Raw genomic sequence first — 24780 nt, forward strand, 5'->3', positions numbered from 1 at the left:
CGCCGTCCGCGTAGATGCGGTCGACGGTGGGTTCGGTGCTGTCAGCCACCGAGGCTCCCTTCGCTGAGCCCGCCGCCCAGCACGTGGGCGTGGACGTGGAAGACGGTCTGACCGGCGCCGGGGCCGGTGTTGAAGATCAGGCGGAAGTCGCCGTCGGCGTGCTCGGCGGCCAGGCTGTTCGCGAGCCCCACCAGCTCGGCGAGCAGGGCGGGGTCGCCCGCGGCGAGCTCGACGACGTCGCGGTACTGCTCGCTCTTGGGGATCACGAGCAGGTGCACGGGAGCCTGCGGGGCGATGTCTCGGATCGCGAACGCGTTCTCGGTCTCCGCGATGATCTCGGAGGGGATCTCACCCCGGAGGATGCGGGTGAACACCGACGACTCGCTCATCCCCCCAGTCTAGTCAGCGGCTCCCGGCGTTGGCCGGTGCCGACTCACCAGCGGCCGAGCGCCCGGTTGACCAGCGCGAGCGCTGCGGGACCGGCGGTCGAGGTTCGCAGGACCGTGTCGCCGAGCCGCACGAGGGTCGCGCCGGCGGCCTGCAGCGCGTCGAGCTCGTCGGGCGAGATCCCGCCCTCCGGACCGACGACGAGCAGCACGTCGCGGGTGTCGGCGGCGTCGAGGTCGACCCCCGAGAGCGGAGCGGATGCCGTGGGTTCGAGCACCAGCATCCGTGCCGACTCCGCGTGCGCAGCGAGCTGCCGCGTCGTGACCGGGTCGGCCACCTCGGGCAGCCAGGCACGGTGGGCCTGCTTGGCCGCCTCGCGCGCGATCGACTCCCAGCGCGCGACGCCCTTGGCGACCTTCGCGCCGTCCCACCGCGAGACGGACCGGGCGGCCTGCCACGGGAGGATCGCGTCGACGCCGAGTTCGGTCGCGGCCTGCACCGCGAGCTCGTCGCGATCGCCCTTCGCGAGCGCCTGCACGAGCACCGTGCGCGGCGACGGCGCCGGGTGCTCCCGCCGCTCGACGACCTCGACGACGACCTCCTTCGGTGCGACCGAGGCGACGGCGCCGGTGAGCCAGAGGCCACGGCCGTCGCCCACGGTCACCCCCTCCCCGACCCGGATGCGGCGCACGGCGGCCGCGTGGTGCGCTTCGGACCCCGTCAGCCGGACGACGTCGCCCGGGCGGGCGCCACCGGCATCCTCGATCAGGAAGTGCAGGGCCACGGTCAGCGCTTGAACTTGCCGCGGAGCTTGGAGAACAGGCCCGGGTGGAACTCGGCGAGGTGCGGCGGCGCGGGGCGCGTGCGCTTGGCGAGCTCCTGCACGAGGGCCCGCGACTTGGGATCGAGGTGCGACGGGGTGACCACCTGCACGGCGACGCGGAGGTCGCCGCGCTGCTCGCCGCGGAGCGGGGTGATGCCGCGCCCGCGGATGGTCAGCTCGTCGCCCGCCTGGACACCCTGGCGGATCTCGAGGTCGACGGGGCCGTCGAGCGAGTCGATCGTGACGCTCGTGCCGAGGATCGCGTCGATCATCGACACCTCGAGGGTCGCGAGCAGATCGTCGCCGTCACGGCTGAAGACGTCGTGCGGCGCGACCGTCACCTCGAGGTACAGGTCGCCGTTGGGCCCGCCCGCGGGGCCGACCTCGCCCGATCCGGGCAGCTGCAGACGCAGTCCCGTCTCGACGCCGGCGGGGATGTCGATCGACACGGTGCGGCGCGCGCGGACGCGGCCCTGGCCCTGGCACGTGGAGCACGGGTACGGGATGGTCGTGCCGTAGCCCTGGCACGTCGTGCAGGGCTGCGAGGTGACGACGTTGCCGAGCAGGCTCCGCACGGTCCGCTGGATCTGCCCCGAGCCGTGGCAGATGTCGCAGGTCACCGGCTGGGTGCCGGGCTGGCAGCACGAGCCCTGGCAGGTCTCGCACAGCACCGCCGTGTCGACCTCGATGTCGCGGTGCACGCCGAAGACGACGTCGCCGAGGGTCAGGTCGACGCGCACAAGGGCGTCCTGGCCCCGCTCGCGACGCGAGCGCGGGCGTCCGGCACGCGTGCCCCCGCCGCCTCCGCCGAAGAACGTCTCGAAGATGTCGCTGAAGCCGCCGAAGCCGGCACCGGCACCGCCGAACGCGCCGGCGTCACCGCCGAGGTCGTACCGCTGGCGCTGGTCGGGGTCGCTCAGCACGTCGTACGCGTGCGTCACGAGCTTGAAGCGCTCCGCCGCATCCTCTCCCGGGTTCACATCGGGGTGGAGCTGTCGCGCCAGTCGGCGGTACGCCTTCTTGATCTCCTCGGGGCTCGCGTCGCGCGCGACACCCAGGACCTCGTAGTGGTCAGCCACAATCACCTCTCCGGCCCGGGGGCCGATTCGTTCAGCGCGACTTCTCGTCTTCTTCGAGCAGACGCGTCAGATAGTGCGCGACGGCACGGACCGCCGCGAGATTGGTGGGGTAGTCCATGCGGGTCGGGCCCAGCACGCCCACGCGCGCCTGCGAGCCGCCGGCGTCGTAGTCCCCCGCGACGACGGATGCCTCGGCGAGCCCGAACGGCTCGTTCTCGCGGCCGATGCTGGTCGCCAGTCCCCGGTCGTCCGCGACCATCTCCCCCATGAGGCGCAGGAGCGTCACCTGCTCCTCGATCGCCTCGAGCAGCGGGTAGATGCTGCCCCGGAAGTCGGCCTCGCGGCGGGCGAGGGTCGCGGACCCGGCCATGACCATGCGGTCCGAGCGGAACTCGTCGAGTTCCTCGCCGATCGCGCGCAGGACGATGCGCCGGTTCTCCTCGCGGGGCGCCGGAGCCTCCTCCTCGAGGATGCGGGCGATCGCCGCGGCACCGTCGCGGACGCTCTTGCCGGTCAGCAGCGCGGCCATCGCGAGCTTGAGCTGCTGCGCCTCCTCGGCGGACGGCTCGGTCGCGAGGAACGCGACCCGCTGCGAGACCCGGCCGGTGTCGGTCACGACGATGATGACGACGCGGGTGCCGCCGAGGTGGACGACCTCGACGTGCGAGACGTTCGCCCGGGCGAACGACGGGTACTGCACGATCGCGACCTGTCCGGTGAGGCGGGTGAGCGTGCGGACCGTGCGGACGAGCAGGTCGTCGAGGTCGCCGGTGTCCTCCAGGAAGGCGCCGATCGCGGAGCGCTGCGCGGAGGTCAGCGGACGTACGTCGGCGAGATGGTCGACGAAGACCCGGTACCCCTTGTCGGTGGGCACGCGACCCGACGACGTGTGCGGCGCGATGATGAGTTCCTCGTCCTCGAGGAGGGCCATGTCGTTGCGGATCGTGGCGGCGGACACACCGAACTGGTGGCGGTCGACGATCGCCTTGCTGCCGACGGGTTCCCGCGTGTCCACGTAGTCCTGGACGATCGCGCGCAACACCTGCAGACCGCGTTCCGAGACCATCATCCCTCCTCCGCTGGCACTCTCGATCTTGGAGTGCCAATTCTACCGCGCGCGGAGCGATCCGCTCGGATCACTCGGTGAGCGCCCGCACGACGGCGTCGGCCAGAAGCCGTCCGCGGCGGGTCAGCACGATCGTGCCGTGGACCGCCGCCGCGCCGTCGACGAGCCCGTCGGCGATGAGGGATGCCACGTTCCGCCGCCCGGCGACCGTCGCTTCGTCCACGGCCACGCCGTCGACGATGCGCGAGCGCAGCAGGATGTCCTCGAGACGGCGGGCCTCGGCATCCGGTCGCTCCCGTCCGGCCGCCGGCGACTGTCCCGCCGCGAGGCGCTGCGCGTACGCCGCGGGGTGCTTCACGTTCCACCACCGGAGTCCGCCGATGTGGCTGTGGGCGCCCGGTCCGTACCCCCACCAATCCTGGCCGCGCCAGTACGACAGGTTGTGGCGCGACCGCTGCGCGTGGCTCATCGCCCAGTTCGAGACCTCGTACCACCCGTATCCCGCCGCGGCGAGCAGTTCGTCGGCCAGCTCGTACATGTCGGCCTGCAGATCGTCATCGGGAGCGGGCACCTCGCCGCGGCGGATCTGCCGCTCGAGTTTCGTGCCGTCCTCGACGATGAGCGCGTAGGCCGAGACGTGATCGGGTGCGAGGGCCGTCGCCGTCTCGAGCGAGGTCCGCCAGTCCTCCAGCGACTCCCCGGGAGCGCCGTAGATGAGGTCGAGGCTGACCGCCAGCCCCGCGTTCCGTGCCGCGGCGACCGCGGTGGTGATGTTCGCGGGGTCGTGGGTGCGGTCGAGGGCGGCGAGGACGTGCGGGACAGCCGACTGCATGCCGATCGACAGGCGTGTCACACCGGCGTCCGCGAGAGTCTCGGCGACGGCGTCCGTCATCGTGTCGGGGTTCGCCTCGACCGTCACCTCGGCACCGTCCGCCAGCCCGAAGGCCTCCCGGACGCCGTCGAGCATGCGTGCCAGGTCGCCGGGCGGCAGGAGCGTCGGGGTGCCGCCGCCGAAGAACACCGTCTGCGCAGGGCGGAGCGGTCCGCGTTCGGCCAGCACCCGCCGGGAGATCGCGATCTCGCGCAGGACCTCGTCGGCGTACGCGTCCTGCCGGGCGCCGCGCAGTTCGGTCGCCGTGTAGGTGTTGAAGTCGCAGTAGCCGCAACGGACGCGGCAGAACGGGACGTGCAGATAGACGCCGAAGTCGACGTCGTCCGACACGCGCACGTCGGCGGGCAGTGCGCCGTCGAGAGGAGCGGGATCGCCGAGGGGAAGGGCTGAGCCCATCAGGAGCCGGTGGCGTACATCGGCGACATCGCCTGCAGGTACCCCTGGAACAGGGCGCGGCGCCGACGCTTCACCAGCGGACGCCAGAGGCGGTAAAGCACGCCGGTTGGCTTGTCGAAGGCGCGGACCGTGAACCAGACCTCGTCGTCGTCGCGCCATTCGAGCAGGAAGGACTCCTCGCCGCTGACGACGGATCCGCCGACGGTGCCGAGCGAGAACCCGACTCGACGCGGCTCGTCGACGACCGAGATGACCCGGAGTTCGGCATCCGCTCGCATCCCGCCCACGCGCCCCCGAAGATGCACGGTCGTCCCGGCGCTCGCGAACGGCACACCGTCGGCGTCGAAGCGCTGCTCGTCGTCGAGACGACTGGGCTGGACGGCGTTGCCGTCGGCGTCGAAGCCGACACCGGAGTACATCGGACCGGATGCCGGGCGCACATCGGTCACCTGGAGACCCGCCCCGCGCTGCGCTCCCCACCCGAGGAGCGACTCGGTCGAGGTGACGAAACGGCTCTCACCGCTGCCGAGACGCCAGGACGCCTCCGCCGGGGTCGTGCCCTTCGGCGGATAGCCCATGAGATCGGGGGCCTGCGTGGCCCCGACGGCGGCGTAGTCGACGGTCCCTGCCTGGAAACTCCCGCGGCGCATCGTGCCAGCCTACTTCTTGTCCTTGCCCTCGACGTCTCCCGAGAGCGCGGCGATGAACGCCTCCTGGGGGACCTCGACGCGGCCGACCATCTTCATGCGCTTCTTGCCCTCCTTCTGCTTCTCGAGCAGCTTGCGCTTACGGGTGATGTCACCGCCGTAGCACTTCGCGAGGACGTCCTTGCGGATCGCGCGGATGTTCTCGCGGGCGATGATGCGGGCGCCGATCGCGGCCTGGATGGGGACCTCGAACTGCTGACGCGGGATGAGCTTGCGCAGCCGCTCGGTCATCATCGTCCCGTAGGCGTAGGCCTTCTCGCGGTGGACGATCGAGCTGAACGCGTCGACCTTCTCGCCCTGCAGCAGGATGTCGACCTTGACGAGGTCGGCGGTCTGCGAACCGGCCGGCTCGTAGTCGAGGCTCGCGTAGCCCTGCGTCTTGGACTTCAGGTGGTCGAAGAAGTCGAAAACGATCTCGCCGAGGGGCATGTTGTAGCGCAGCTCGACGCGGTCCTCGCTGAGGTAGTCCATGCCGAGCAGGGTGCCGCGGCGCGACTGGCAGAGCTCCATGACGGTGCCGACGTAATCCTTCGGCAGGAGGATGCCGACCTTCACGACCGGCTCGGAGACCTCTGCGACGCGGCCGTCGGGGTACTCCGACGGGTTCGTTACCGTCACGGTCTCGCCGGTGTCGGTCATCACCTCGTACGTCACGGACGGCGCGGTCGTGATGAGGTCGAGTCCGAACTCGCGCGCGAGGCGCTCGGTGATGATCTCGAGGTGCAGCAGACCGAGGAAGCCGCAGCGGAACCCGAACCCGAGGGCGACCGAGGTCTCGGGCTCGTACTGCAGCGAGGCATCCGACAGTTTCAGCTTGTCGAGCGCCTCGCGGAGCTCGGCGTAGTCGCTGCCGTCGATCGGGTAGATGCCCGAGAAGACCATGGGCTTCGGGTCGGTGTACCCCGCGAGCGCCTCGGATGCGGGCTTGCGGTGGTTGGTGATCGTGTCACCGACCTTGGACTGGCGGACATCCTTCACACCGGTGATGAGGTAGCCCACCTCCCCGACGCCGAGACCCTTGGTGGGCACGGGCTCGGGGCTCGACACCCCGATCTCGAGGAGGTCGTGGGCGGCCTTCGACGACATCATCTGGATCCGCTCGCGCGGCTCGAGCTTGCCGTCGACCATCCGCACGTACGTCACGACGCCGCGGTAGGCGTCGTAGACCGAGTCGAAGATCATGGCCCGGGCGGGGGCGTCGGCATCCCCGACGGGTGCGGGGATGCGCTCGACGATGCGGTCGAGGAGGGCCTCGACCCCCATGCCGGTCTTGCCGCTCACCTTGAGCACGTCGGCCGGGTCGCCGCCGATGAGGTTCGCGAGCTCGGCGGCGTACTTCTCCGGGTCCGCCGCGGGCAGGTCGATCTTGTTGAGGACCGGGATGATCTCGAGGTCGTTCTCGAGGGCGAGGTAGAGGTTGGCGAGGGTCTGCGCCTCGATGCCCTGCGCCGCGTCGACGAGGAGGATCGCGCCCTCGCAGGCCGCGAGCGACCGGCTGACCTCGTAGGTGAAGTCGACGTGGCCGGGGGTGTCGATCATGTTGAGGGCGAACGTGCCGTCGGCGGTGGCCCACGGCATCCGGACCGCCTGGCTCTTGATGGTGATGCCGCGCTCGCGCTCGATGTCCATGCGGTCGAGGTACTGGGCACGCATGTCGCGGTCGGCGACCACGCCGGTGATCTGCAGCATGCGGTCGGCCAGGGTGGACTTGCCGTGGTCGATGTGGGCGATGATGCAGAAGTTGCGGAGCTGCGCGGGCGGCGTTGCCGCGGGCTGCAGGGGCTGAAGGGCGCGGGGTGACATGACCAGGCGAGTCTACCGGCGCGGGGCCGGGCGCCAGCCCCGACGATCGGGCACCATAACCCGCCACGGCGGCGACACGCCAGTGGCCCGCCGCATGAGAAAGAGTTAACTGATCTGACACTTGCGGGGCCGCGAGACCGACCGAATGCTCAATGTGGCGGTCGGTTCCTGCGCGATAAGCCCCGCGCCCGTGCCGCCTCGGGAGATCCCACCGTGTCGAACCCACCCGTTCCCGCGCCCGCCTCACCGTCCGCCTTCCGTCGCACCGGCGCCCTGCTGACCGTCACCGCCGTGACGGCCGCGGGTCTCGCCCTCGTGCCGAGCGCGGCGAACGCCGCCGTGTCGGCCGACGCGCCCGTCGTCATCTCGGAGGTGTACGGCGGCGGCGGCAACAGCGGCGCCGCCTTCAACCGCGACTTCATCGAGCTCGCCAACACGAGCGAAGAGACGGTCGACCTCAGCGGGTTCAGCGTGCAGTACGCCTCTGCGACTGGCGCCACATGGCAGGTGACGAAACTCGGCGACGTCGACCTCCCCGCCGGCGAGAACCTGCTCATCGGTCAGGCCTTCGGGAGCAACACGTCGCTTCCCGCGTTCGAGGCCGACGTCGACGGCTCGATCGCGATGAGCGGCAGCGGCGCCAAGGTCGCCCTCGTGTCCACCGAGGCGGCACTGACCGGCAGCACCGGGATCGCCGATCTGGACCAGGTCGTCGACCTGGTCGGCTGGGGCAGCACCGCCTCGGCCTTCGCTGGCTCCGCGCCGGCGCCCGGGACCTCGAACGCGACGAGCGTCTCCCGCGACGAGGACGCCTCGAACAGCGCGGACAACGCGACGGACTTCGCCGCCGGCGCCCCCACACCCACCGGGCTCGGCGCGGACGTCGACCCCGAGCCGGGGCCCGAACCCGACCCCGAGCCGCAGGTCGCGACGATCGCCGAGATCCAGGGCGAGACGGATGCCTCCCCGCTCGCGGGCCGCACCGTCACCACGACCGGCGTGGTCACTGCGCACTACCCCACCGGCGGCTACAACGGCTACGTCATCCAGACGCCCGGCACGGGCGGCGCACTCGATCTCGACGCGCACACCGCCTCCGACGCCGTCTTCGTCTACGCGCCCGGCGCCACCGGCCAGGTCGCGCTCGGCGACACCGTGTCGGTCACCGGCGTCGTGTCGGAGTTCGACGGGCTGACCGAGATCACCGTGGAGCCGGGCGGCGCCGACGTCATCGACGACGCCGCGGCGCCCACGCCCGCGACGATCGGCTGGCCGACGACGGCGGCGCAGCGCGAGTCGCTCGAGTCGATGCTCGTCGCCCCGGAAGGCGCGTTCACCGTCAGTGACACCTACAGCACGAACCGCTTCGGCGAGGTGGGTCTGGCCGCGGGCGACACCCCCCTGCGACAGCCCACCGACGCTGCTCGCCCGGGCAGTGACGCCGCGGCCGCGGTGGCCGCCGACAACGCCGCGCGCGGTGTGCGCCTCGACGACGGCGCCGGGATCGACTACACGTCGGGGGCCAACCGCGCGCTGACCCCGGCGTACGTCTCGCTCACCGAGCCCGTCACCGTGGGTGCCGGGGTGTCCTTCACCGCGCCGTTGATCGTCGATTACCGCAACGGCACGTGGAAGCTGAACCCGACCGAGCCGCTCGTCGGCGACGGCACGGGCGCCGACGAGGTGGTCTTCGAGAACGTCCGCACCGACGCGCCGGAGGACGTCGGCGGGGACCTGTCGATCGCGTCGTTCAACGTCCTCAACTACTTCACGACCCTCGGCACGGACTCGGCGAGCTGCGAGGCCTACCCCGACCGGTTCGGCGACGGCGTCACCGTCCGTGACGGCTGCGCCCAGCGCGGCGCGTGGGACGCCGCCGACCTGGAGCGTCAGCAGGCCAAGCTCATCGAGGCCATCACCTCGGTGGATGCCGCCGTGATCGGTCTCATGGAAATCGAGAACTCGGCCGCTCTCGGCGAGGAGAAGGATGAGGCGACCGCCACGCTCGTCGACGCGCTGAACGCGGAGGCGGGTGCCGGCACCTGGGCCTTCGTCCCCTCGTCGGCAGATCTGCCCCCGGCATCCGAGCAGGACGTCATCACCAACGCGATCATCTACCAGCCCGCCCTCGTCTCCCCCGTCGGCGCCGCGCGCGCCCTGGGCGACCAGAGCGCCGACGGCGAGGCGTTCGGCAACGCGCGGGAGCCGATCTCGCAGGTGTTCGAGCCGGCCGCCGGCGGCGACCCGTTCCTGTTCGTCGTGAACCACTTCAAGTCGAAGGGATCGGTCGGCCCCTGGCCGGGCGACGCCGACACCGGCGACGGTCAGGGAACGTCGAACGAGTCGCGCGTGCGCCAGGCGACGGCGCTGCGCGACTGGGTCGCGGAGATCCAGGGCGACGTGGATGCGGTGGCCCTCGCCGGCGACTTCAACTCGTACAGCCAGGAGGACCCGCTGCAGGTGCTCTACGAGGCGGGGTACGCGGATGCCGAGCAGGCGTTCGACCTCGACTCGTCGTCGTACAGCTTCTCGGGGCTCTCGGGCTCGCTCGACCACGTCCTGCTGAACGAGGCGGCGCTCGCCCGCTCCACCGGCGCGGACATCTGGAACATCAACTCCGGAGAGTCGATCGCCCTCGAGTACAGCCGCTTCCGCACCCACGGCACCGAGTTCTACTCGGCCGACCCGTTCCGTTCGAGCGACCACGATCCGGTCATCGTCGGAATGGATGCGGATGCCGCCCCCGTGCAGCTGACCCTTCTCGGGATCAACGACTTCCACGGACGCATCGACGGCAACACCGTCGCGTTCGCGGGGACCGTCGAAGAGCTGCGGAAGGCCGCATCCGGGCCCACCCTCTTCCTCTCGGCCGGCGACAACATCGGCGCCTCGCTGTTCGCGTCGTCCGTGGCGCAGGACGAGCCCACGATCGACGTGCTGAACGCCCTGGGTCTGCAGGCGAGCGCGGTCGGAAACCACGAGTTCGATCGCGGCTTCGCCGACCTGTCGGGTCGGGTGTCGGACGCGTTCGACGCGCCGCAGCTGGGTGCGAACGTCTACGAGAAGGGCACGACGACCCCGGCGCTCGACGAGTACGCGCTGCTGGAGGCCGACGGACTGACGGTCGGCGTCATCGGCGCCGTCACGGAGGAGACCCCGACGCTCGTCACGCCGACCGGCATCGAGTCGGTGGACTTCGGCGACCCGGTCGAGGCGGTCAACCGCGTCGCCGCGCAGCTGACCGACGGCGACGCCGCCAACGGCGAGGCGGACGTCATCGTCGCGCTCTACCACGAGGGCGCCGGAGCCGGCACGCCGGACGGCGCGACCCTCGAGGAGGAGGTCGCCGCGGGCGGCGCGTTCGGAGCGATCATCGAGGACACCTCCCCCGAGGTCGACGCGATCTTCACCGGTCACACGCACAAGGAGTACGCGTGGTCGGCGCCGATCCCCGGCACGGACCGGACGCGTCCCGTCGTGCAGACCGGCTCGTACGGCGCCAAGATCGGTGAGATCACCTTGGCGGTGGATGCCGCCACAGGTGAGGTCTCGGCGCACACCGAGCGCAACGTCGCCCGGACGACGACCCCCGCCGCCGACCTCGTCGCCGCCTACCCGCGGGTCGCGGAGGTCGACCGCATCACGAAGGCCGCGCTGGCGAACGCCGCCGCGATCGGCAACACCGAGGTCGGTCAGGTCTCGGGCGACATCACGACCGCCTACAGCGGCGGCTCGTACGTCGACGGCGTCTACACCGGCGGATCGCGCGACAACCGGGCGGCGGAGTCGACGCTCGGCAACACGGTCGCCAACATGCTCCGCGACAGCCTCGCGGACCTGCCGAACGGCGCCGTCATCGGCGTCACCAACCCGGGTGGTCTGCGCGCCGATCTGTTCGACACGCAGGCGGAGTTCGGCGCCGGTGCGGTCGCCGGTCTCGAGGACGGATCGATCTCGTTCAGCCAGGCGAACGCGGTGCTCCCGTTCAACAACACGCTCGCGCTGGTCACCCTCACGGGTGAGGAGTTCACGACGATGCTCGAGCAGCAGTGGCAGCGGGATGCCGCGGGCAACGTCCCCCAGCGCCCCTACCTGCAGCTGGGACTCTCGGACAACGTCTCGTACACCTACGACCCGGCGCTGCCGGAAGGTGAGCGCATCACGTCCGTGACGGTCGACGGGGCTCCGATCGATCCCGAAGGGACCTACCGCATCGGCACGTTCTCGTTCCTCGCGGCCGGCGGTGACAACTTCCGCGCCTTCACGGAGGGCGAGGACTACGTCGACACGGGTCTGCTCGACTACGAGGCGTGGGTCGACTACCTCGCCGAGGGCTCGCCCGTCGCCCCCTCGTTCGCGAAGCACGGCGTGCAGGTCTCGGGCGTGCCCGAGACGGTCGCCGCGGGCGAGACGGTGTCGTTCCAGGTGGCCGGGCTCGACCTGACCAGCAAGGGCGCCCCCGCCAACGCCGAGGTCTCGGTGAGCCTGGGCGAGCAGGTGCTCGGCACGGCGCCGGTGTCGGAGGGCGCGGCATCCGTCAGCGTCACCCTGCCCGCCGGAACGCCCGCCGGCGCCGCGCAGCTGACGGTGACCGCCGCCCCCAGCGGCACAGTCGTGCAGGTGCCCGTCACCGTCGAGGAGGCGGCTGAGCCCGCCGCGGCGACGAAGACTCGTCTGGTGGCCGTCACGCCGGTCCACATCAACCGGTTCCTGCCGACGACGCTCGTCGCGATCGTCACGCAGGAGGGCGGCCGCGCCGAGGGTGTCGTCGAGTTCCGCGAGGGCGAGACCGTGATCGCGACGGCGGAGGTCCGCCGCGGCACCGCGTCGACGACGCTCGGCCGGCTGTCCCGCGGGACGCACACCTACACGGCGACCTTCGTCCCCGACGACCCGACCGTCGCCGAGGGATCGGAGAGCACGCCGGTGAAGGTCCGCGTCCTCTTCTGACCGGACGGACCGAAACGGGGGCGGATCCATGGATCCGCCCCCGTTTCCGCGTCGAAGGGTCGCCGGATTCGTAGGCTGAGGGGATGACGCCTCAGGTGGTGTTCGTGCACGGCATCCGGACCTCCGCGACGATGTGGCGCGCGCAGGTGGAGCATCTCGCCGCGGCGGGGGTCGGCGCGATCGCCGTCGACCTGCCCGGGCACGGTCGCCGGATGAGAGAGACGTTCACGCTGGACGGCGCGTTCGAGACGATCGACACCGCGGTGAGGGATGCCGCGGCCCGCGGCCCCGTGCTGTTGGTCGCGCACTCGATGGGTGGGCTGGTGGCGATCGAGTACATGGGCCGTGAGGAGCCCCCGCCCGTGGATGCGTTCATCGCCGCGGGCTGCACGTCGATCCCCCGCGGCGCCGGCCTCGCGATCTACCGGGCGCTGGCGCGGGGGTTCGACCGCCTGCCCCGACGCGGTCAGCCGCTCGCCGACCTCGTGCTCGACCGGACACTCCCACCCGAGACACGGGCGGACTTCGGCGCCGGCGGCTACGCCTATGACACGCAGGACGTCGCTCTGCGCAGCCTGTCGGTCCTCGACCTGGTCGTCGCGCTGCAGCGGATCTCCGTTCCCATGTGGTTCGTGAACGGGCAGTGGGACCAGCTGCGGCTCAACGAGCGCCTGTTCACGAAGCTCAAGCCCGAGGCGGAGCTCATCGTCGTGCCCCGGACATCCCATCTCGTCACCGCGATGCGGCCCCGTGTGTTCAACGCGATCGTGGACCTGGCGCTGGCGACGATGGCGCGGGACCGGCCGACTTCGGGATGAGGCGCGCACCTGATAGAATCGGTTTTTGGCTTGCGTGTGGGTTCCTCCCTCACACGACCGCTGCGTGACAGCCCTCTTCTGTCGCCGGCACTTCCAACCGATAACTCCGAACGAAAGATACGTCGAACGTGGCGAACATCAAGTCGCAGATCAAGCGCAACAAGACCAACGAGAAGGCCCGCGAGCGCAACAAGGCCGTGAAGAGCGAGCTGCGGACCGTCGTCCGTCAGACCCGTGAGGCCATCTCGGCCGGCGACAAGGCCGCTGCCGAGAAGGCGCTGCTCAAGGCCACCAAGAAGCTCGACAAGGCCGTCAGCAAGGGCGTCATCCACGAGAACCAGGCGGCCAACCGCAAGTCCTCGATCGCCAAGCAGGTCGCCGCTCTCTGAGCCGCAACTCTTCCGAAGGCCCGTCCCCCTGGGGGCGGGCCTTCGTCGTTCCTGGTGTGGTCTCAGGCGCCGTAGGGCGCGCGCGTCGCGACGACGGTGACGAGTCGCTCGACCGCGAAGACGGCGTCGCGGGACGCGCCCTTCACCTCGGCATCCGCTCGCGCAGCTGCCTGGATGGCGATGCCGAGCGACGACTCCGTCCAGCCGGCGAGGTCGCGGCGGGCCCGGTCGACCTGCCAGTCCTTCATGCCGATGCGCGCGGCGAGAGCGCCGGACGGTTCGCGGGATCCGGCCACGCGCGCCATGGTGCGCAGCTTCGACGCGATGGCGGCGACCATCGGGACCGGGTCGGCGCCCGAGGCGAGAGCGTGCCGGAGGGTGATGAGAGCGTCGCCGTAGCGACCCGCGATGGCCGTGTCTGCGACGGCGAACGCGGTGGTCTCGACGCGACCGCCGTAGTAGCGGGTGACGACCTGCTCGGTGATGTCGCCCTCGACGTCCGAGATGAGCTGCTGGCAGGCGGCCGCGAGCTCGGTGAGATCGTCGGAGAACGCCGACACGAGGGCGCGGAGGGCGGGTGGGGCGATGCGACGCTTCGCGGCCTGGAACTCCCCCGCGGCGAAGTCGAAGCGGTCGGAGTCGCGTTTGACGGCGGGGCAGGCGATCTCGACACCGCCGCCGACGCCCGCGCGGATCGTGTCGAGAAGCTTCTTGCCGCGGACGCTCGCGCCGGTGTGGCGGAGCACGATCGTCGCGCCGTCCTGCGGCGCCTCGAGGTAGCGGAGCGCCTCAGCGAGGAAGGCGTCGGAGCACTTCTCGACCCCCGACACCCGGACGAGCCGCGGCTCGCCGAACAGCGACGGCGACGAGACGGCCAGCAGCGTGCCGGGCGCGTAGTCGTCGGCGCGCACGTCGGTGACCTCGAGACTCGGATCCTCGGCGCGCAGGTAGTCGCGGATGCCGGCGGTCGCCCGCTCGGCGCAGACCTCTTCAGGACCGGAGACGAGCACGACCGGTGCCGGCTGCGGCGCCCGCCAGGAGATCTGCGGGATCGCCGACTTCGTCGTCTTCGCGGCGGGACGACGGGGGCTCGGCATGATGTCCAGCCTAGCGAGGGCGGCGGACGCCGACGGGTGCGTCAGCCCTCGCGCGAGCGCCAGAGGCGCAGGCCGCCGTCGTCGCGCCAGACGGCGAGGTCGCCGGAGGTGTCGGTGCGCGCGATGGTCGCCTGTTCCTCGTGCAGGAGATCGAGGATCTCGTCCCGTGGATGGCCATATGTGTTCTCTCCCACGGTGACGAGGGCGACGCGAGCGTCGAGATCGCGGTACAGCCGGTCGTCCTGGTCGGCGCTGCCGTGGTGGGCGACCTTGACGACGGAATAGCGGCGATCGACGGCGCCCGTCGCCGCGAGGGAGCGCTGCGGCTGCGCCGACAGGTCGCCGAGGAAGATCGCGTCGGGGACGCGGCATCCGGTCACGTCGATGATGACGCTCGCGTCGTTGCCGGCCGGGTAGACCGGGTCGCGCGGCTTCGGCCACAGCGCGCGCCAGCGGCACTCCCCCAGCGCACCGCTCTGGCCGGCCGACACCTGCTGCGTTCGGGCGCCGCGCGCGGTGAAGCGCGCGAGCAGGTCCGCGGCCTCCGCAGCGGGGACCGGACCGTGCAGGACGAGATCGGCCCGGCCGAGCACAGCGTCGGCACCGCCGCGGTGGTCCATGTCGAAGTGCGTCAACACGAGGATGTCGACGCGGTCGATCGCGAAGCGGTCGAGGCATCCCGCCAGCGCCGCAGGCTCGGGTCCGGTGTCGATCAGCATGACGGCGTCGCCCTCACGGACCAGGACGGCGTCGCCCTGCCCGACCTCGCACGCCGCGATCGCCCACGCGTCCGGCACGCGCGTGCGGTCCAGCAGCGTCCGCACCGGGCCGGCGGCGGCGACCGTGAGGACGACGGCGGCGAGAGTCCACGCCGCCACGCGCCGCAGACGGGGATGCCGCGCCGAGATCACCGCCCCGATCGCCGCTCCCGTCGCGGCGAGTGCGAGGAGCCCCGGCATCCCCTCCAGCCAGGGCAGCGATGCCCCGGGAAGGCGCGCGGCGAGGTCCGCCGTCCCTGCGATCCAGGCCGCGGGCAGCCAGGCGATCGCCGCGAGCCCCCGTGCGAGCACCGGGAACGGCAGCGCGAGGCAGGCGAGCAGGCCGAGCACCGTGGCGGCGGGCGCGGCGGGACCTGCCAGGAGGTTCGCGAGCACACCGACGAGGGGCACCGTCGGTTCGATGAGCACGAGCAGCGGTCCGCAGGCCAACTGCGCGGCGAGCGGCACCGACAGTGCGAGTGCGGCGGGCGACGGCATCCACCTCGACAGTCCGTCGGCGAGCGGTCCGGCGAACAGCAGCAAGGATCCGGTCGCGACGGCCGAGAGAGCGAACCCGAGGGATGCCGCGAGCCACGGATCGAGCACGAGGAGCAGGCACACCGACGCCGACAACACCGAGACGCCCGCTCCGATCCGCCCGAGCAGCAGGCCGAGCATCGCGATCGCGGCCATCGCGCCGGCTCGGACGACGCTCGGCTCGGGCGAGACGAGGACGACGAACGCGACGAGCGTCACGAGCCCGGCTGCGACGCGGATGCCGCGACGTGCCCCGCAGAGCGCTGCGACACCGAACGCGATCCCGACCACGAGCGCACAGTTGGCGCCGGAGACCGCCGTCAGGTGAGACAGCGACGACGCCTTCATCTGCTGGTCGAGCTCGTCGCTCACGGCCGAGGTGTCGCCGACGGCTAGTCCGGGGACGAGGCCCGCGCCGGGATCGGGCAGCCCCGCGACGGCCGCCACGAGACCGGTGCGGAGCGTCGCGGCTACGGCCAGCGGGCCCGAGGGAGGCCGGTCGACGACGAGGGCGGATGCCTCGATGACGAGCACCGCACGGTCGCCGGGGTCCGCCCGGAACGCCGTGCCCGTGACCGTCGCGCGAGCACCCAAGTCGAGACCCGGCGCACGCTCGGACGCGCGGACGACGACGGGGGCCGACACGGCCCGGTCGTCATCGCCGACGGTCGCGGACCGTGTGATCGCATCGAAGCGGTACCCCGTGGCGGAGCGCTCAACCTTGCCGACGACGTCGACCTCGAACGTGACGCTGCGCCCCCCGTCGACCTCGAGACCGGCCACCGCGTCCCGCGCCGGCTGCGCGAGCGCGACGTGGGATGCTGCACCCGCCGCCACGGCGAGGGAGACCGCGACGAGCGCGAACACGGTGGGTCTCGCGCGCCGCAGCGCCACACCGAGAAACGCGACGGCGACGCCCCACAGGACGAGCGCCGACACGACCGCGTGCTCCGGGAACGTGATCGCCGCCCCCGCACCCGCCCACGCCGCGCCCGCGACCGGGAGCAGACGCAGGTCGCGGCGCCGCGCCGTCCGGGCACTCACACCGTGACCAGGTCGCGGAGCGAGGCGAGCATCTTCTCCCCGATGCCGGGGACCGCGAGCAGATCGTCCACGCTCGTGAAGCGGCCGTTGTCCTCGCGCCAGTCGAGGATCCGCTGCGCGATCGCGGGACCCACGCGCGGCAGGGTGTCGAGGGCCGCGAGGTCCGCGGTGTTGAGGTTCACGCGACCGTCGCCCTCGGGCGCCGTCGCACCCACGGCATCCGATCCCTCCTCCCCCGCGGCGGGAACCACGAGCTGTTCGCCGTCGCTGACGGGTCGCGCCAAGTTGACGCCTTCGCGGGATGCCGCATCGGTGAATCCCCCGGCCGCGGTGACCGCATCCACGACACGCGCGCCCTCGTCGAGCCGGTACAACCCGGGCTCGGCGACCTCGCCCGACACGTGCACGTAAACGGTCGCGGGGGCCACGGTCTCGGACACGGCATCCGGCACCGTCTCGACCGCAGCCTCCGCCCCGGTCCGGACGATGCCGATCGCGATCGTGACCGCCGCGACCACGACCACGAGGGCGACGGCGGCACCGACCCCGAGCCGGCGACGCGACACCGGCACCGTCTGCGCACCCATGCGTCGAGGATCGCCCGCGGCCACGCGCGCGATCATCCGCCGCCCGTCAGCCGTGGACGGCTATCACGGATCGCGTGTCGTGGAGGAACCGTCGCGGTCGGATGAGGTCCGCGAACGATATCCGAATCTGCGCATCGCGCCGCGGTCAGCCCACGGCCGGACTCACGCGACGGTGAAGCTGACGACCTTCGGCGCACGCACCACGGCGCGCGTGATCTCCTTGTCGCCGATCGCACGACGGACCTTCTCGTCGGCGCGCGCGAACTGCTCGAGCTCCTCGCCCGAGATCTTGGCGGGGACGGTGAGCGTGCCGCGCACCTTGCCGTTGACCTGGACGACCGCCGTGACGGACTCCTCGACGAGGAGCGTCGGGTCGGCCTGACGCCACGGCACCACACCGACGAACGGCTCGTAGCCGAGGATCTCCCACATCTCCTCCGCGGTGTGCGGGGCGAAGAGGTCCAGGATCATCGCCACGGCCTCGGCCGCCTCGCGGACCGCGGGGTCGGCCGCACCGGCACCGGAGTCGATCGTCTTGCGGGTCGCGTTGACGAGCTCCATGAGGCGCGCGACGACGACGTTGAACTTCGACTGCTCGACGAGGCCGACGACATCGGCCCACAGGCGATGCGTGACGCGACGCAGAGCGGCATCGCCCTCGGCCCAGACGACGTCCGTCGGGCTCGCGACGTCCGCGGCGATCCGCAGCGCGCGCGCGAGGAACTTCTGGGCACCCGTCGTCGAGACGTCCTCCCAGTTGATGTCGTCCTCCACGGGTCCGGCGAACGCGATCGCGACACGCACGGCATCCGCTCCCGGGTCGTCCATGCTCGACGCGAACTCGACGAGGTTGCCCTTCGACTTCGACATCTTCGACCCGTCGAGCAGCACCATGCCCTGGTTGATGAGGCTCGTGAACGGCTCGGTGAAGTCGACGAGGCCCATGTCGAAGAGGACCTTCGTGATGAACCGGGCGTACAGCAGATGCAGGATCGCGTGCTCGACGCCGCCGATGTACGAGTCGACCGGGGCCCACTTGGATGCCTCTGCCGTCGGGAACGGCTCCGTCGCCCCGTTCGGGGCCAGGAAACGGAGGAAGTACCACGAGCTGTCGACGAACGTGTCCATCGTGTCCGGATCGCGGAGCGCCGGCTCCCCCGTCTCGGGGTCGACCGTCGTCATCCACTCGGTCGCGCCGCCCAGCGGCGACGTGCCCTTCGGCTTCAGGTCGAGACCCTTCGCATCGGGCAGCACGACCGGCAGCTGCTCGTCGGGGACGGGGACGATGCGGCCGTCCTCGGTGTGGATCATCGGGATGGGGGTTCCCCAGAAGCGCTGGCGCGAGATCAGCCAGTCGCGCAGGCGGTACGTCTTCGCGGCACGACCGGTGCCCGCTGCGGTGAGCTCCTCGATCGCGCGTGCGATCGCGTTGCGCTTGGACAGACCGTTGAGCGAGCCGGAGTTGATCAGGCGCCCGTCGCCCGTCAGCGCGGTGCCGGTACGGGCGGGGTCGATCGACTCGAGGTCATCACCGATCGGCACACCGTCCTCGTCGACCTCGATGACCGGGATGGCGCCCGTGACCGGCGCCGTCGTGTCGACGACGACCTTCACCGGAAGGTCGAACGCGCGGGCGAAGTCCAGGTCGCGCTGGTCGTGAGCGGGCACGGCCATGACAGCGCCGTGGCCGTAGTCGGCGAGGACGTAGTCCGCCGCCCAGATCGGCAGACGCTCGCCGTTGATCGGGTTGATCGCGAAGCGGTCGAGGAAGACACCCGTCTTGGGACGGTCGGCGGTCTGCCGCTCGATCTCGCTCGTCTTCTGCACCGTGTCGAGGTAGTCGCGGAAGCGCTGCTGCACCTCGGGCGAGGCGCCCTCGGCGAGCTCGGCAGCCAGGTCGGAGTCGGGGGCGACGACCATGAAGGTCGCACCGTGCAGCGTGTCGGGACGGGTGGAGAAGACCGTGATCTTCTCGTCGCGCCCCTCGATCTCGAAGTCGATGTCCGCACCGACCGAACGACCGATCCAGTTGCGCTGCATCTGCAGCACCTTGTGCGGCCAGAAGCCTTCGAGCTGATTCAGGTCATCGAGCAGGCGGTCGGCGTACTCGGTGATCTTGAAGTACCACTGCGTCAGCTTCTTCTTGACGACCTCGTACCCGCACCGCTCGCAGTGACCGTCGACGACCTGCTCGTTGGCGAGCACCGTCTGGTCGTTGGGGCACCAGTTGACGGCGCTCTGCTTGCGGTACGCGAGACCGCGCTCGAACAGGCGCTGGAACAGCCACTGGTTCCAGCGGTAATACTCGGGGTCGCTCGTGTGAAGCACGCGGCTCCAGTCGTAGGACGACCCGAACGCGCGGAAGCTCGTCTTGTGCTGGGCGATGTTGTTGTACGTCCACTCGCGGGGATCCGAGCCCGCACCGCCCTTGATGGCCGCGTTCTCGGCGGGCAGGCCGAAGGAGTCCCAGCCGATCGGGTTCAGGACGTTGTAGCCGCGGTGGCGCCAGAACCGCGCGACCGCGTCGACGTAGGCGTAGTTCTCGGCGTGCCCCATGTGCAGGTCGCCCGAGGGGTAGGGGAACATGCCGAGCACGTACTTGCGCGGTCGGGTGTCCTCGTCGCCGCCCGCCTTGAAGGGGTCGGCCTCCGCCCACCGGGTCTGCCACTTGGTCTGGATGGCGCGGGAGTCGAAGCTCGTCTGCTCGGGAGTCGATGCGTCGTGGGAGGTGCTGGAGGACACGGTGAACCAATCGTGCAAAGTCGGGAGGGCGCGCGAAAGCGCCGTTTCAGCCTAGCGGACCGGGACTTTCACCAGCCCGGAGGCAGGTCCGCCCCCAAGGCGCGGAGCGGTGCCCGCGCCTTGATCCTCACCTCCGCGACCTCGTCCGCGGCGACGGATCCCCACGTGATCCCCCCTCCGGCGCCGACGTACGCGCCGTCCGGATGGACGACGATCGAGCGGATGACCATGGCGAGGTCCACCCCGCCGTCGTCGCCGATCCACCCGAAGCATCCCGAGAACACCCCGCGCGGCGCGGCTTCGAGCCGGTGCAGGATCTGCATGGCCGACAACTTCGGCGCTCCCGTCATGCTCCCCGCCGGGAACGCGGCGTCCCACAGCTGGCCGACGGTCGTCCCGGGGCGCAGCCGACCCGCCACCGTGCTCACCAGTTGATGCACCGCCGGGTACGACTCCACCTCGAGCAGCCGTTCAGCCGCCACCGACCCGGGGACGCAGACCCGCTGCAGGTCGTTGCGCATCAGGTCGACGATCATCACGTTCTCGGCCTGCTCCTTGACGCTGGCGCGCAGGTCCGCCGCGAGAGCCGCGTCGCGCTCCGCCTCCGCGGATCGCGGGCGCGTTCCCTTGATGGGGCGGGTGCGGACGATCCCGTCGTCCACGGCGAGGAACTGCTCCGGCGACGCGCTCGCGAGCGCCCACCCGCCGCTGCGGATGAACCCGCCGTGGTGGGCGGGCGTCGCGGCGCGCAGCCGCAGGTAGGTCTGCACGGGATCGACGGATGCCGCCGTCTCGAACCGCGTCGTCAGGCACAGCTGATATGCGCGCCCCTCGCGGATCTCGTCCCGGCACTGTTCGATGAGTCCCGCGTACTCCCCCGGCTCGTGGCGCGCGGTGACCTCGACCTGTGGAGCAGGACCGACCGACGGCAGCGGCGACGCGGCGACCGATTCGACTTCGGAGACGAACGCGACCAACCGATCGGCCGGGGCGAAGGCGAGGACACGACGCGAGGAGTGGTCGAACCCCAGCATCCGCTCGACGCGCAGCCAGAGTTCTTCCGGGCCCGGGTCGATCGCGGCCGGCGCGCCCGCCCGGGCCGCCGCGGCGTCGTACCCGGCCCATCCGACCCAGCCGCCGCGGAACGGCCCCGCCGCACGGTCGCCGCTGCCCGCGGCGATCACGTCGCGTGGAGAGGACGACGGGATGCCGCTGCCCACCCAGCTCCATCCGTCGGACGCGTCCGGGCCGGCGTCGAGCCAGAAGGCGTCGCCCGCCGCGAACAGCCCCGTGAACGCGACCGCAGGATCGACCCACCCCGCGAGGACGCGGTGCGGCAGGTCACTCGACATCCCTTCAGGGTAGACGGCCGATAATCTGAGGTCGTGAACGAGATCCTCGACTGGTTGCTCGGCACCGTTCAGGCTGTCGACCCGGTCGTGCGGACGATCGTCGCCGGCGTCGCCATGATGCTCGAGACGAGCGTGCTGGTCGGTCTGATCGTCCCCGGCGACTCGATCGTGATCGTGTCGGGCACCGCGGTCGACAGTTTCCCCGAGGGCGCGTGGCTCGTCGCGGCGGTTCTCATCGGAGCGTTGGCGGGCGAGAGCATCGGCTTCGCCCTGGGCCGCTGGTTGGGTCCCCGCATCCGCTTCTCCCGCGTCGGCCGGCTCATCGGTGAGCGCAACTGGGCGCGCGCCGAGCTGTACCTGCGGCGGCGGGGCGGGCCGGCGATCTTCCTGTCGCGGTTCCTGCCGGTCCTGCACTCCTTGGTGCCGCTGACGGTCGGGATGAGCGGCTTCGCCTACCGGCGGTTCCTCGCCTGGACCGTGCCCGCGTGCGCCGTGTGGTCCGTCGCCTACGTGTCGGTGGCGGCGGCCGCCGCCGAGGGATACCGCGAGCTCTCCGACAACCTGCACTACGCGGGATACCTGTTCGTCGGCGTGATCGCGGCGTTCCTCCTGCTGGTCTACGTCGCGAAGCGTGTCATCAGTGCGCGCGAAGCCCGTCACCTCGCCGAGGAGGAGCCCGCCGGGGCCGACGCCGACGACGTGAAAGACTGAAGCGATGGCTTCCCCCGCTTCGACCCCGATGAAGGTGCTCTGGCTCGCGCGCTTGGAGTACAGGTTCCACGCGTGGCGCGAGAAGCGCGCCCGCGCACGCGGGCGGACGGCGACCGTCGCCGCGTTCCCGGGGTACGGGAGCACCCAGTGGGTGCGGGTGCTCGGCAGAGTCCTCATCCCCCCGAAGGACAAGAGGCGCGAACGCGGCGATTACGCGGGCGTGCGCGGATGGCGCAGCTTCGCATCTGTCCCCGTCGCACACGCGACGGTCACCGTCACCGTGAACGGTGTGCCGCACGAGGTCACCGCCGACCGCGGCGGCGTGATCGACGCCGTCCTGCCCGCCACGCTGCCGCCCGGATGGCAGACGGTCACGATGCGGGTCGAGAAGGCCGAGCCCGTCGAGGCGCGCGTGTTCGTGGTCGGGGACGACATCCGATTCGGCATCATCTCGGACGTGGACGACACCGTCATGGTGACGGCTCTCCCCCGCCCCTTCGTGGCGGCGTGGAACTCCTTCGTCCTCAACGAGCACGCCCGGCAGCCGGTGCCCGGCATGGCCGTGCTGCTCGAACGGCTCGCCCGCGAGAACCCCGGATCGCCGGTCCTGTACCTGTCGACGGGAGCCTGGAACGTCGCGCCGACGCTCGTTCGGTTCCAGCGGCGGCACTTGTTCCCGATGGGCGCGATGCTGCTCACCGACTGGGGGCCGACGCACGACCGCTGGTTCCGCAGCGGCAAGCTGCACAAGCAGGAGAGCCTCCGCCGGTTGGCCGACGAGTTCCCCGACATCGACTGGCTCCTCATCGGCGACGACGGGCAGCACGACGATGAGATCTACACGCAGTTCACGATCCAGCATCCCGAGCAGGTCGCGGCGGTCGCGATCCGGCGGCTGACACCGGCGGAAGCGGTCCTCGCGGGTGGCCGCACGGCGGTCGACGACCACAGCGCCGCCGGGGTGCCGTGGGTGACCGGCGATGACGGGGCGGAACTTCTGGAACGGTTGACGGACGTCGACATCGTCCGCGATGTCCCCCCCTCCTCCTAGGCTGTCCGACATGTGTGGTCGCTTCGTCGTCGCGAATGTCGCTTCCGAGCTCGTCGGCGTGCTGCGCGTCGACGTCGAGAGCGACGACCTCCCGGCGCCGTCCTACAACATCGCTCCCACTTCGCAGGTCGCGATCGTCCTCGACTCGGCCAAGACCGATCCGCCCACGCGACGCCTCGAGCCGGCGCGCTGGGGTCTCGTGCCGTCGTGGGCGAAGGACGTCAAGGTGGGTGCGCGGGCGTTCAACGCGCGTTCCGAGGAACTTGAGGACAAGCCGATGTTCCGGCAGGCCCTCATCAAGCGCCGCGCGATCGTGCCGGCGACGGGCTACTACGAGTGGCAGACCACCGACGAGGGCAAGACGCCCTACTTCATCCACCCCGCCGACGGCTCGCCCCTGCTGTTCGCCGGGCTCTACGAGTGGTGGAAGGATCCCGCGAAGGCCGAGGACGATCCGAGCCGCTGGCTGCTCTCGTTCACCATCCTCACGCGCGCCGCCATAGATCCGCTCGGCTCCATCCACGATCGGATGCCGCTGTTCCTCGACGCCGACTTCGCCGACGCCTGGCTCGACACCGAGGTCGACAACGTGGGCGACCTGCTCGACGCGGCCGTCGACGCCGCGGACCAGGTGGTCGCCGGCCTGACCGACCATGTCGTCTCGAGCGCCGTCGGGAACGTCCGCAACGACTCCCCCGACCTCATCGAGCCCGTCTGACCCGCTCGTGACGACCGCCACCGCGACCGTGCTCGACCGGTCCGACTGGACCGAGCGGATCCTGGCGCACGCCGCCCGCGCGGATGCGCTCACCGCCCGGCGCCGTCAGCGGGCGGCGCGCGGCGAGACGCATCCCGTCGACGACTTCCTGTACACGTACTACTCGTACAAACCCTCCCTGCTGCGGCGGTGGCATCCCGGGCGGGACGTCGCGCTCGACGACGCGGCCGACGCACCCCACGCGGCCTGGCGGTGGTACCGCGCCGAGGGCGGCGTCGTCGGCGCGGACGCCGAGGCGTTCCTCGCCGAGAAGCGCCCGCTCGTCCGGGCGATCCGCGGCATCCTCGCGGGCGCCCTGGGACGCACGGCATCGTATGGCTGCTTCGGCATGCACGAGTGGGCGATGGTGTACCGCGACCGGGACACGCGGCATCCGGTCCCCCTCCGACTCGGCGCGGAAGGGACGGATGCCGTCGTCGAGGCGCACGATGTGCGGTGCACGCACATCGACGCGTTCCGGTTCTTCACGCCTGACGCCGTGCCCCGCAACCGTTTCGCCCCGACGCGGGAGACGCAGCCGCAGATGGAACAGCCGGGATGCCTCCACGCCGGCATGGACCTCTACAAGTGGGCCGTGAAACTGGGGCCGCTCGTGCCCGGCGAGTTGATGCTCGATGCGTTCGAGCTCGCGCGCGACATCCGGGAAATCGACATGCGTGCGTCGCCCTACGATCTGACCGGGTGGGGGTACAGCGCGGTCCCCGTCGAGACACCCGAAGGGAAGGCGGCCTACGTCGCCGCCCAGCGCGTGTTCACGGCGAGGGCGCAGCCGATCCGTGCGGCGCTCCTCGCACGGATCGGCTGACCCCGGTC

19 protein-coding genes are annotated in these 24780 nt (G+C 71.3%); 7 read left to right on the forward strand and 12 right to left on the reverse strand.

Annotation, left to right across the window (positions count from 1 at the left end; translation table 11 throughout):
- Window positions 1-41: 41 nt before the first annotated feature.
- The 7 genes from AYL44_RS05455 to lepA form a co-directional block, all read right to left on the reverse strand.
- Entirely contained in the window at window positions 42-389 is a 348-nt protein-coding gene (locus AYL44_RS05455; protein WP_064002185.1) for an HIT domain-containing protein, read from the reverse strand.
- Between the two features lie 44 nt (window positions 390-433).
- Complete coding sequence (locus AYL44_RS05460; protein WP_064002186.1) at window positions 434-1171, reverse strand: 16S rRNA (uracil(1498)-N(3))-methyltransferase; 738 nt, start codon at window positions 1169-1171, stop codon at window positions 434-436.
- Between the two features lie 2 nt (window positions 1172-1173).
- Entirely contained in the window at window positions 1174-2289 is a 1116-nt protein-coding gene (gene dnaJ / locus AYL44_RS05465; protein ID WP_064002187.1) for a molecular chaperone DnaJ, read from the reverse strand.
- 31 nt (window positions 2290-2320) lie between these two features.
- A complete protein-coding gene (gene hrcA / locus AYL44_RS05470) occupies window positions 2321-3355 on the reverse strand; it encodes a heat-inducible transcriptional repressor HrcA (RefSeq protein ID WP_064002188.1) in 1035 nt (344 codons plus the stop codon).
- A gap of 70 nt (window positions 3356-3425) precedes the next feature.
- Window positions 3426-4643 (reverse strand): radical SAM family heme chaperone HemW, encoded by a 1218-nt coding sequence (gene hemW / locus AYL44_RS05475; RefSeq protein ID WP_064002189.1) that lies wholly within the window; start codon window positions 4641-4643, stop codon window positions 3426-3428.
- Window positions 4643-5293, reverse strand: coding sequence for a DUF1990 family protein (locus AYL44_RS05480; protein WP_064002190.1), 651 nt, complete (start codon window positions 5291-5293; stop codon window positions 4643-4645). Before AYL44_RS05480 ends, hemW begins: the two co-directional genes overlap by 1 nt.
- 9 nt (window positions 5294-5302) lie before the next feature.
- Window positions 5303-7153, reverse strand: a complete 1851-nt coding sequence (lepA, locus tag AYL44_RS05485; protein ID WP_064002191.1) for a translation elongation factor 4 — start codon at window positions 7151-7153, stop codon at window positions 5303-5305.
- A gap of 213 nt (window positions 7154-7366) precedes the next feature.
- Between lepA and AYL44_RS05490 the strand changes: the two genes are divergently transcribed.
- The 3 genes from AYL44_RS05490 (at window position 7367) to rpsT (ending at window position 13310) form a co-directional block, all read left to right on the forward strand.
- Entirely contained in the window at window positions 7367-12103 is a 4737-nt protein-coding gene (locus AYL44_RS05490) for an ExeM/NucH family extracellular endonuclease (RefSeq protein ID WP_064002192.1), read from the forward strand.
- An 83-nt stretch (window positions 12104-12186) separates the two neighbouring features.
- Entirely contained in the window at window positions 12187-12921 is a 735-nt protein-coding gene (locus tag AYL44_RS05495; RefSeq protein WP_064002193.1) for an alpha/beta fold hydrolase, read from the forward strand.
- Between the two features lie 128 nt (window positions 12922-13049).
- On the forward strand, window positions 13050-13310 hold the full coding sequence (rpsT, locus tag AYL44_RS05500) for a 30S ribosomal protein S20 (protein WP_064002194.1): 261 nt from the start codon (window positions 13050-13052) through the stop codon (window positions 13308-13310).
- Between the two features lie 62 nt (window positions 13311-13372).
- Here rpsT and holA read toward each other — a convergent pair whose 3' ends face one another.
- The 5 genes from holA to AYL44_RS05525 all read right to left on the reverse strand — a co-directional run bounded on the left by holA (window position 13373) and on the right by AYL44_RS05525 (window position 21427).
- Window positions 13373-14407 (reverse strand): DNA polymerase III subunit delta, encoded by a 1035-nt coding sequence (gene holA, locus AYL44_RS05505; protein WP_064002195.1) that lies wholly within the window; start codon window positions 14405-14407, stop codon window positions 13373-13375.
- A gap of 41 nt (window positions 14408-14448) precedes the next feature.
- Window positions 14449-16746: a ComEC/Rec2 family competence protein gene (locus AYL44_RS05510; RefSeq protein WP_064002196.1), complete on the reverse strand. Its 2298-nt coding sequence runs from the start codon at window positions 16744-16746 to the stop codon at window positions 14449-14451.
- Complete coding sequence (locus AYL44_RS05515) at window positions 16743-17333, reverse strand: helix-hairpin-helix domain-containing protein (protein ID WP_064002490.1); 591 nt, start codon at window positions 17331-17333, stop codon at window positions 16743-16745. Before AYL44_RS05515 ends, AYL44_RS05510 begins: the two co-directional genes overlap by 4 nt.
- Before the next feature lie 162 nt (window positions 17334-17495).
- Window positions 17496-20075 (reverse strand): leucine--tRNA ligase, encoded by a 2580-nt coding sequence (gene leuS / locus AYL44_RS05520; RefSeq protein ID WP_064002197.1) that lies wholly within the window; start codon window positions 20073-20075, stop codon window positions 17496-17498.
- A 68-nt stretch (window positions 20076-20143) separates the two neighbouring features.
- Window positions 20144-21427: an anthranilate synthase component I family protein gene (locus tag AYL44_RS05525; protein WP_064002198.1), complete on the reverse strand. Its 1284-nt coding sequence runs from the start codon at window positions 21425-21427 to the stop codon at window positions 20144-20146.
- 33 nt (window positions 21428-21460) lie between these two features.
- Here AYL44_RS05525 and AYL44_RS05530 point away from each other — a divergent pair, with 33 nt between their 5' ends.
- From AYL44_RS05530 to AYL44_RS05545, 4 genes are read left to right on the forward strand one after another with little or no spacing between them, the layout of a single operon-like run.
- Window positions 21461-22138, forward strand: a complete 678-nt coding sequence (locus AYL44_RS05530) for a DedA family protein (protein WP_064002199.1) — start codon at window positions 21461-21463, stop codon at window positions 22136-22138.
- A gap of 4 nt (window positions 22139-22142) precedes the next feature.
- Window positions 22143-23189 (forward strand): App1 family protein, encoded by a 1047-nt coding sequence (locus AYL44_RS05535; RefSeq protein WP_064002200.1) that lies wholly within the window; start codon window positions 22143-22145, stop codon window positions 23187-23189.
- 10 nt (window positions 23190-23199) lie between these two features.
- Window positions 23200-23907 carry an SOS response-associated peptidase gene (locus tag AYL44_RS05540; RefSeq protein ID WP_064002201.1) on the forward strand — a complete coding sequence of 236 codons (708 nt, stop codon included), beginning with the start codon at window positions 23200-23202 and terminating at the stop codon, window positions 23905-23907.
- Window positions 23908-23914: 7 nt separating this feature from the next.
- Complete coding sequence (locus AYL44_RS05545) at window positions 23915-24772, forward strand: hypothetical protein (RefSeq protein WP_064002202.1); 858 nt, start codon at window positions 23915-23917, stop codon at window positions 24770-24772.
- The last annotated feature ends 8 nt before the right edge of the window (window positions 24773-24780 follow it).

The sequence above is a fragment of the Microbacterium oleivorans genome (assembly GCF_001644225.1).
Classification (GTDB): domain Bacteria; phylum Actinomycetota; class Actinomycetes; order Actinomycetales; family Microbacteriaceae; genus Microbacterium; species Microbacterium gawkjiense.

What these genes read in the sequence shown, in the direction of transcription:
- AYL44_RS05455 (WP_064002185.1), bottom strand. Translation starts at nt 389, where the DNA reads ATGAGCGAGTCGTCGGTGTTCACCCGCATCCTCCGGGGTGAGATCCCC.
- hrcA (WP_064002188.1), bottom strand. Translation starts at nt 3,355, where the DNA reads ATGGTCTCGGAACGCGGTCTGCAGGTGTTGCGCGCGATCGTCCAGGAC.
- hemW (WP_064002189.1), bottom strand. Translation starts at nt 4,643, where the DNA reads ATGGGCTCAGCCCTTCCCCTCGGCGATCCCGCTCCTCTCGACGGCGCA.
- AYL44_RS05480 (WP_064002190.1), bottom strand. Translation starts at nt 5,293, where the DNA reads ATGCGCCGCGGGAGTTTCCAGGCAGGGACCGTCGACTACGCCGCCGTC.
- lepA (WP_064002191.1), bottom strand. Translation starts at nt 7,153, where the DNA reads ATGTCACCCCGCGCCCTTCAGCCCCTGCAGCCCGCGGCAACGCCGCCC.
- AYL44_RS05495 (WP_064002193.1), top strand. Translation starts at nt 12,187, where the DNA reads ATGACGCCTCAGGTGGTGTTCGTGCACGGCATCCGGACCTCCGCGACG.
- holA (WP_064002195.1), bottom strand. Translation starts at nt 14,407, where the DNA reads ATGCCGAGCCCCCGTCGTCCCGCCGCGAAGACGACGAAGTCGGCGATC.
- AYL44_RS05515 (WP_064002490.1), bottom strand. Translation starts at nt 17,333, where the DNA reads ATGGGTGCGCAGACGGTGCCGGTGTCGCGTCGCCGGCTCGGGGTCGGT.
- AYL44_RS05525 (WP_064002198.1), bottom strand. Translation starts at nt 21,427, where the DNA reads ATGTCGAGTGACCTGCCGCACCGCGTCCTCGCGGGGTGGGTCGATCCT.
- AYL44_RS05535 (WP_064002200.1), top strand. Translation starts at nt 22,143, where the DNA reads ATGGCTTCCCCCGCTTCGACCCCGATGAAGGTGCTCTGGCTCGCGCGC.
- AYL44_RS05540 (WP_064002201.1), top strand. Translation starts at nt 23,200, where the DNA reads ATGTGTGGTCGCTTCGTCGTCGCGAATGTCGCTTCCGAGCTCGTCGGC.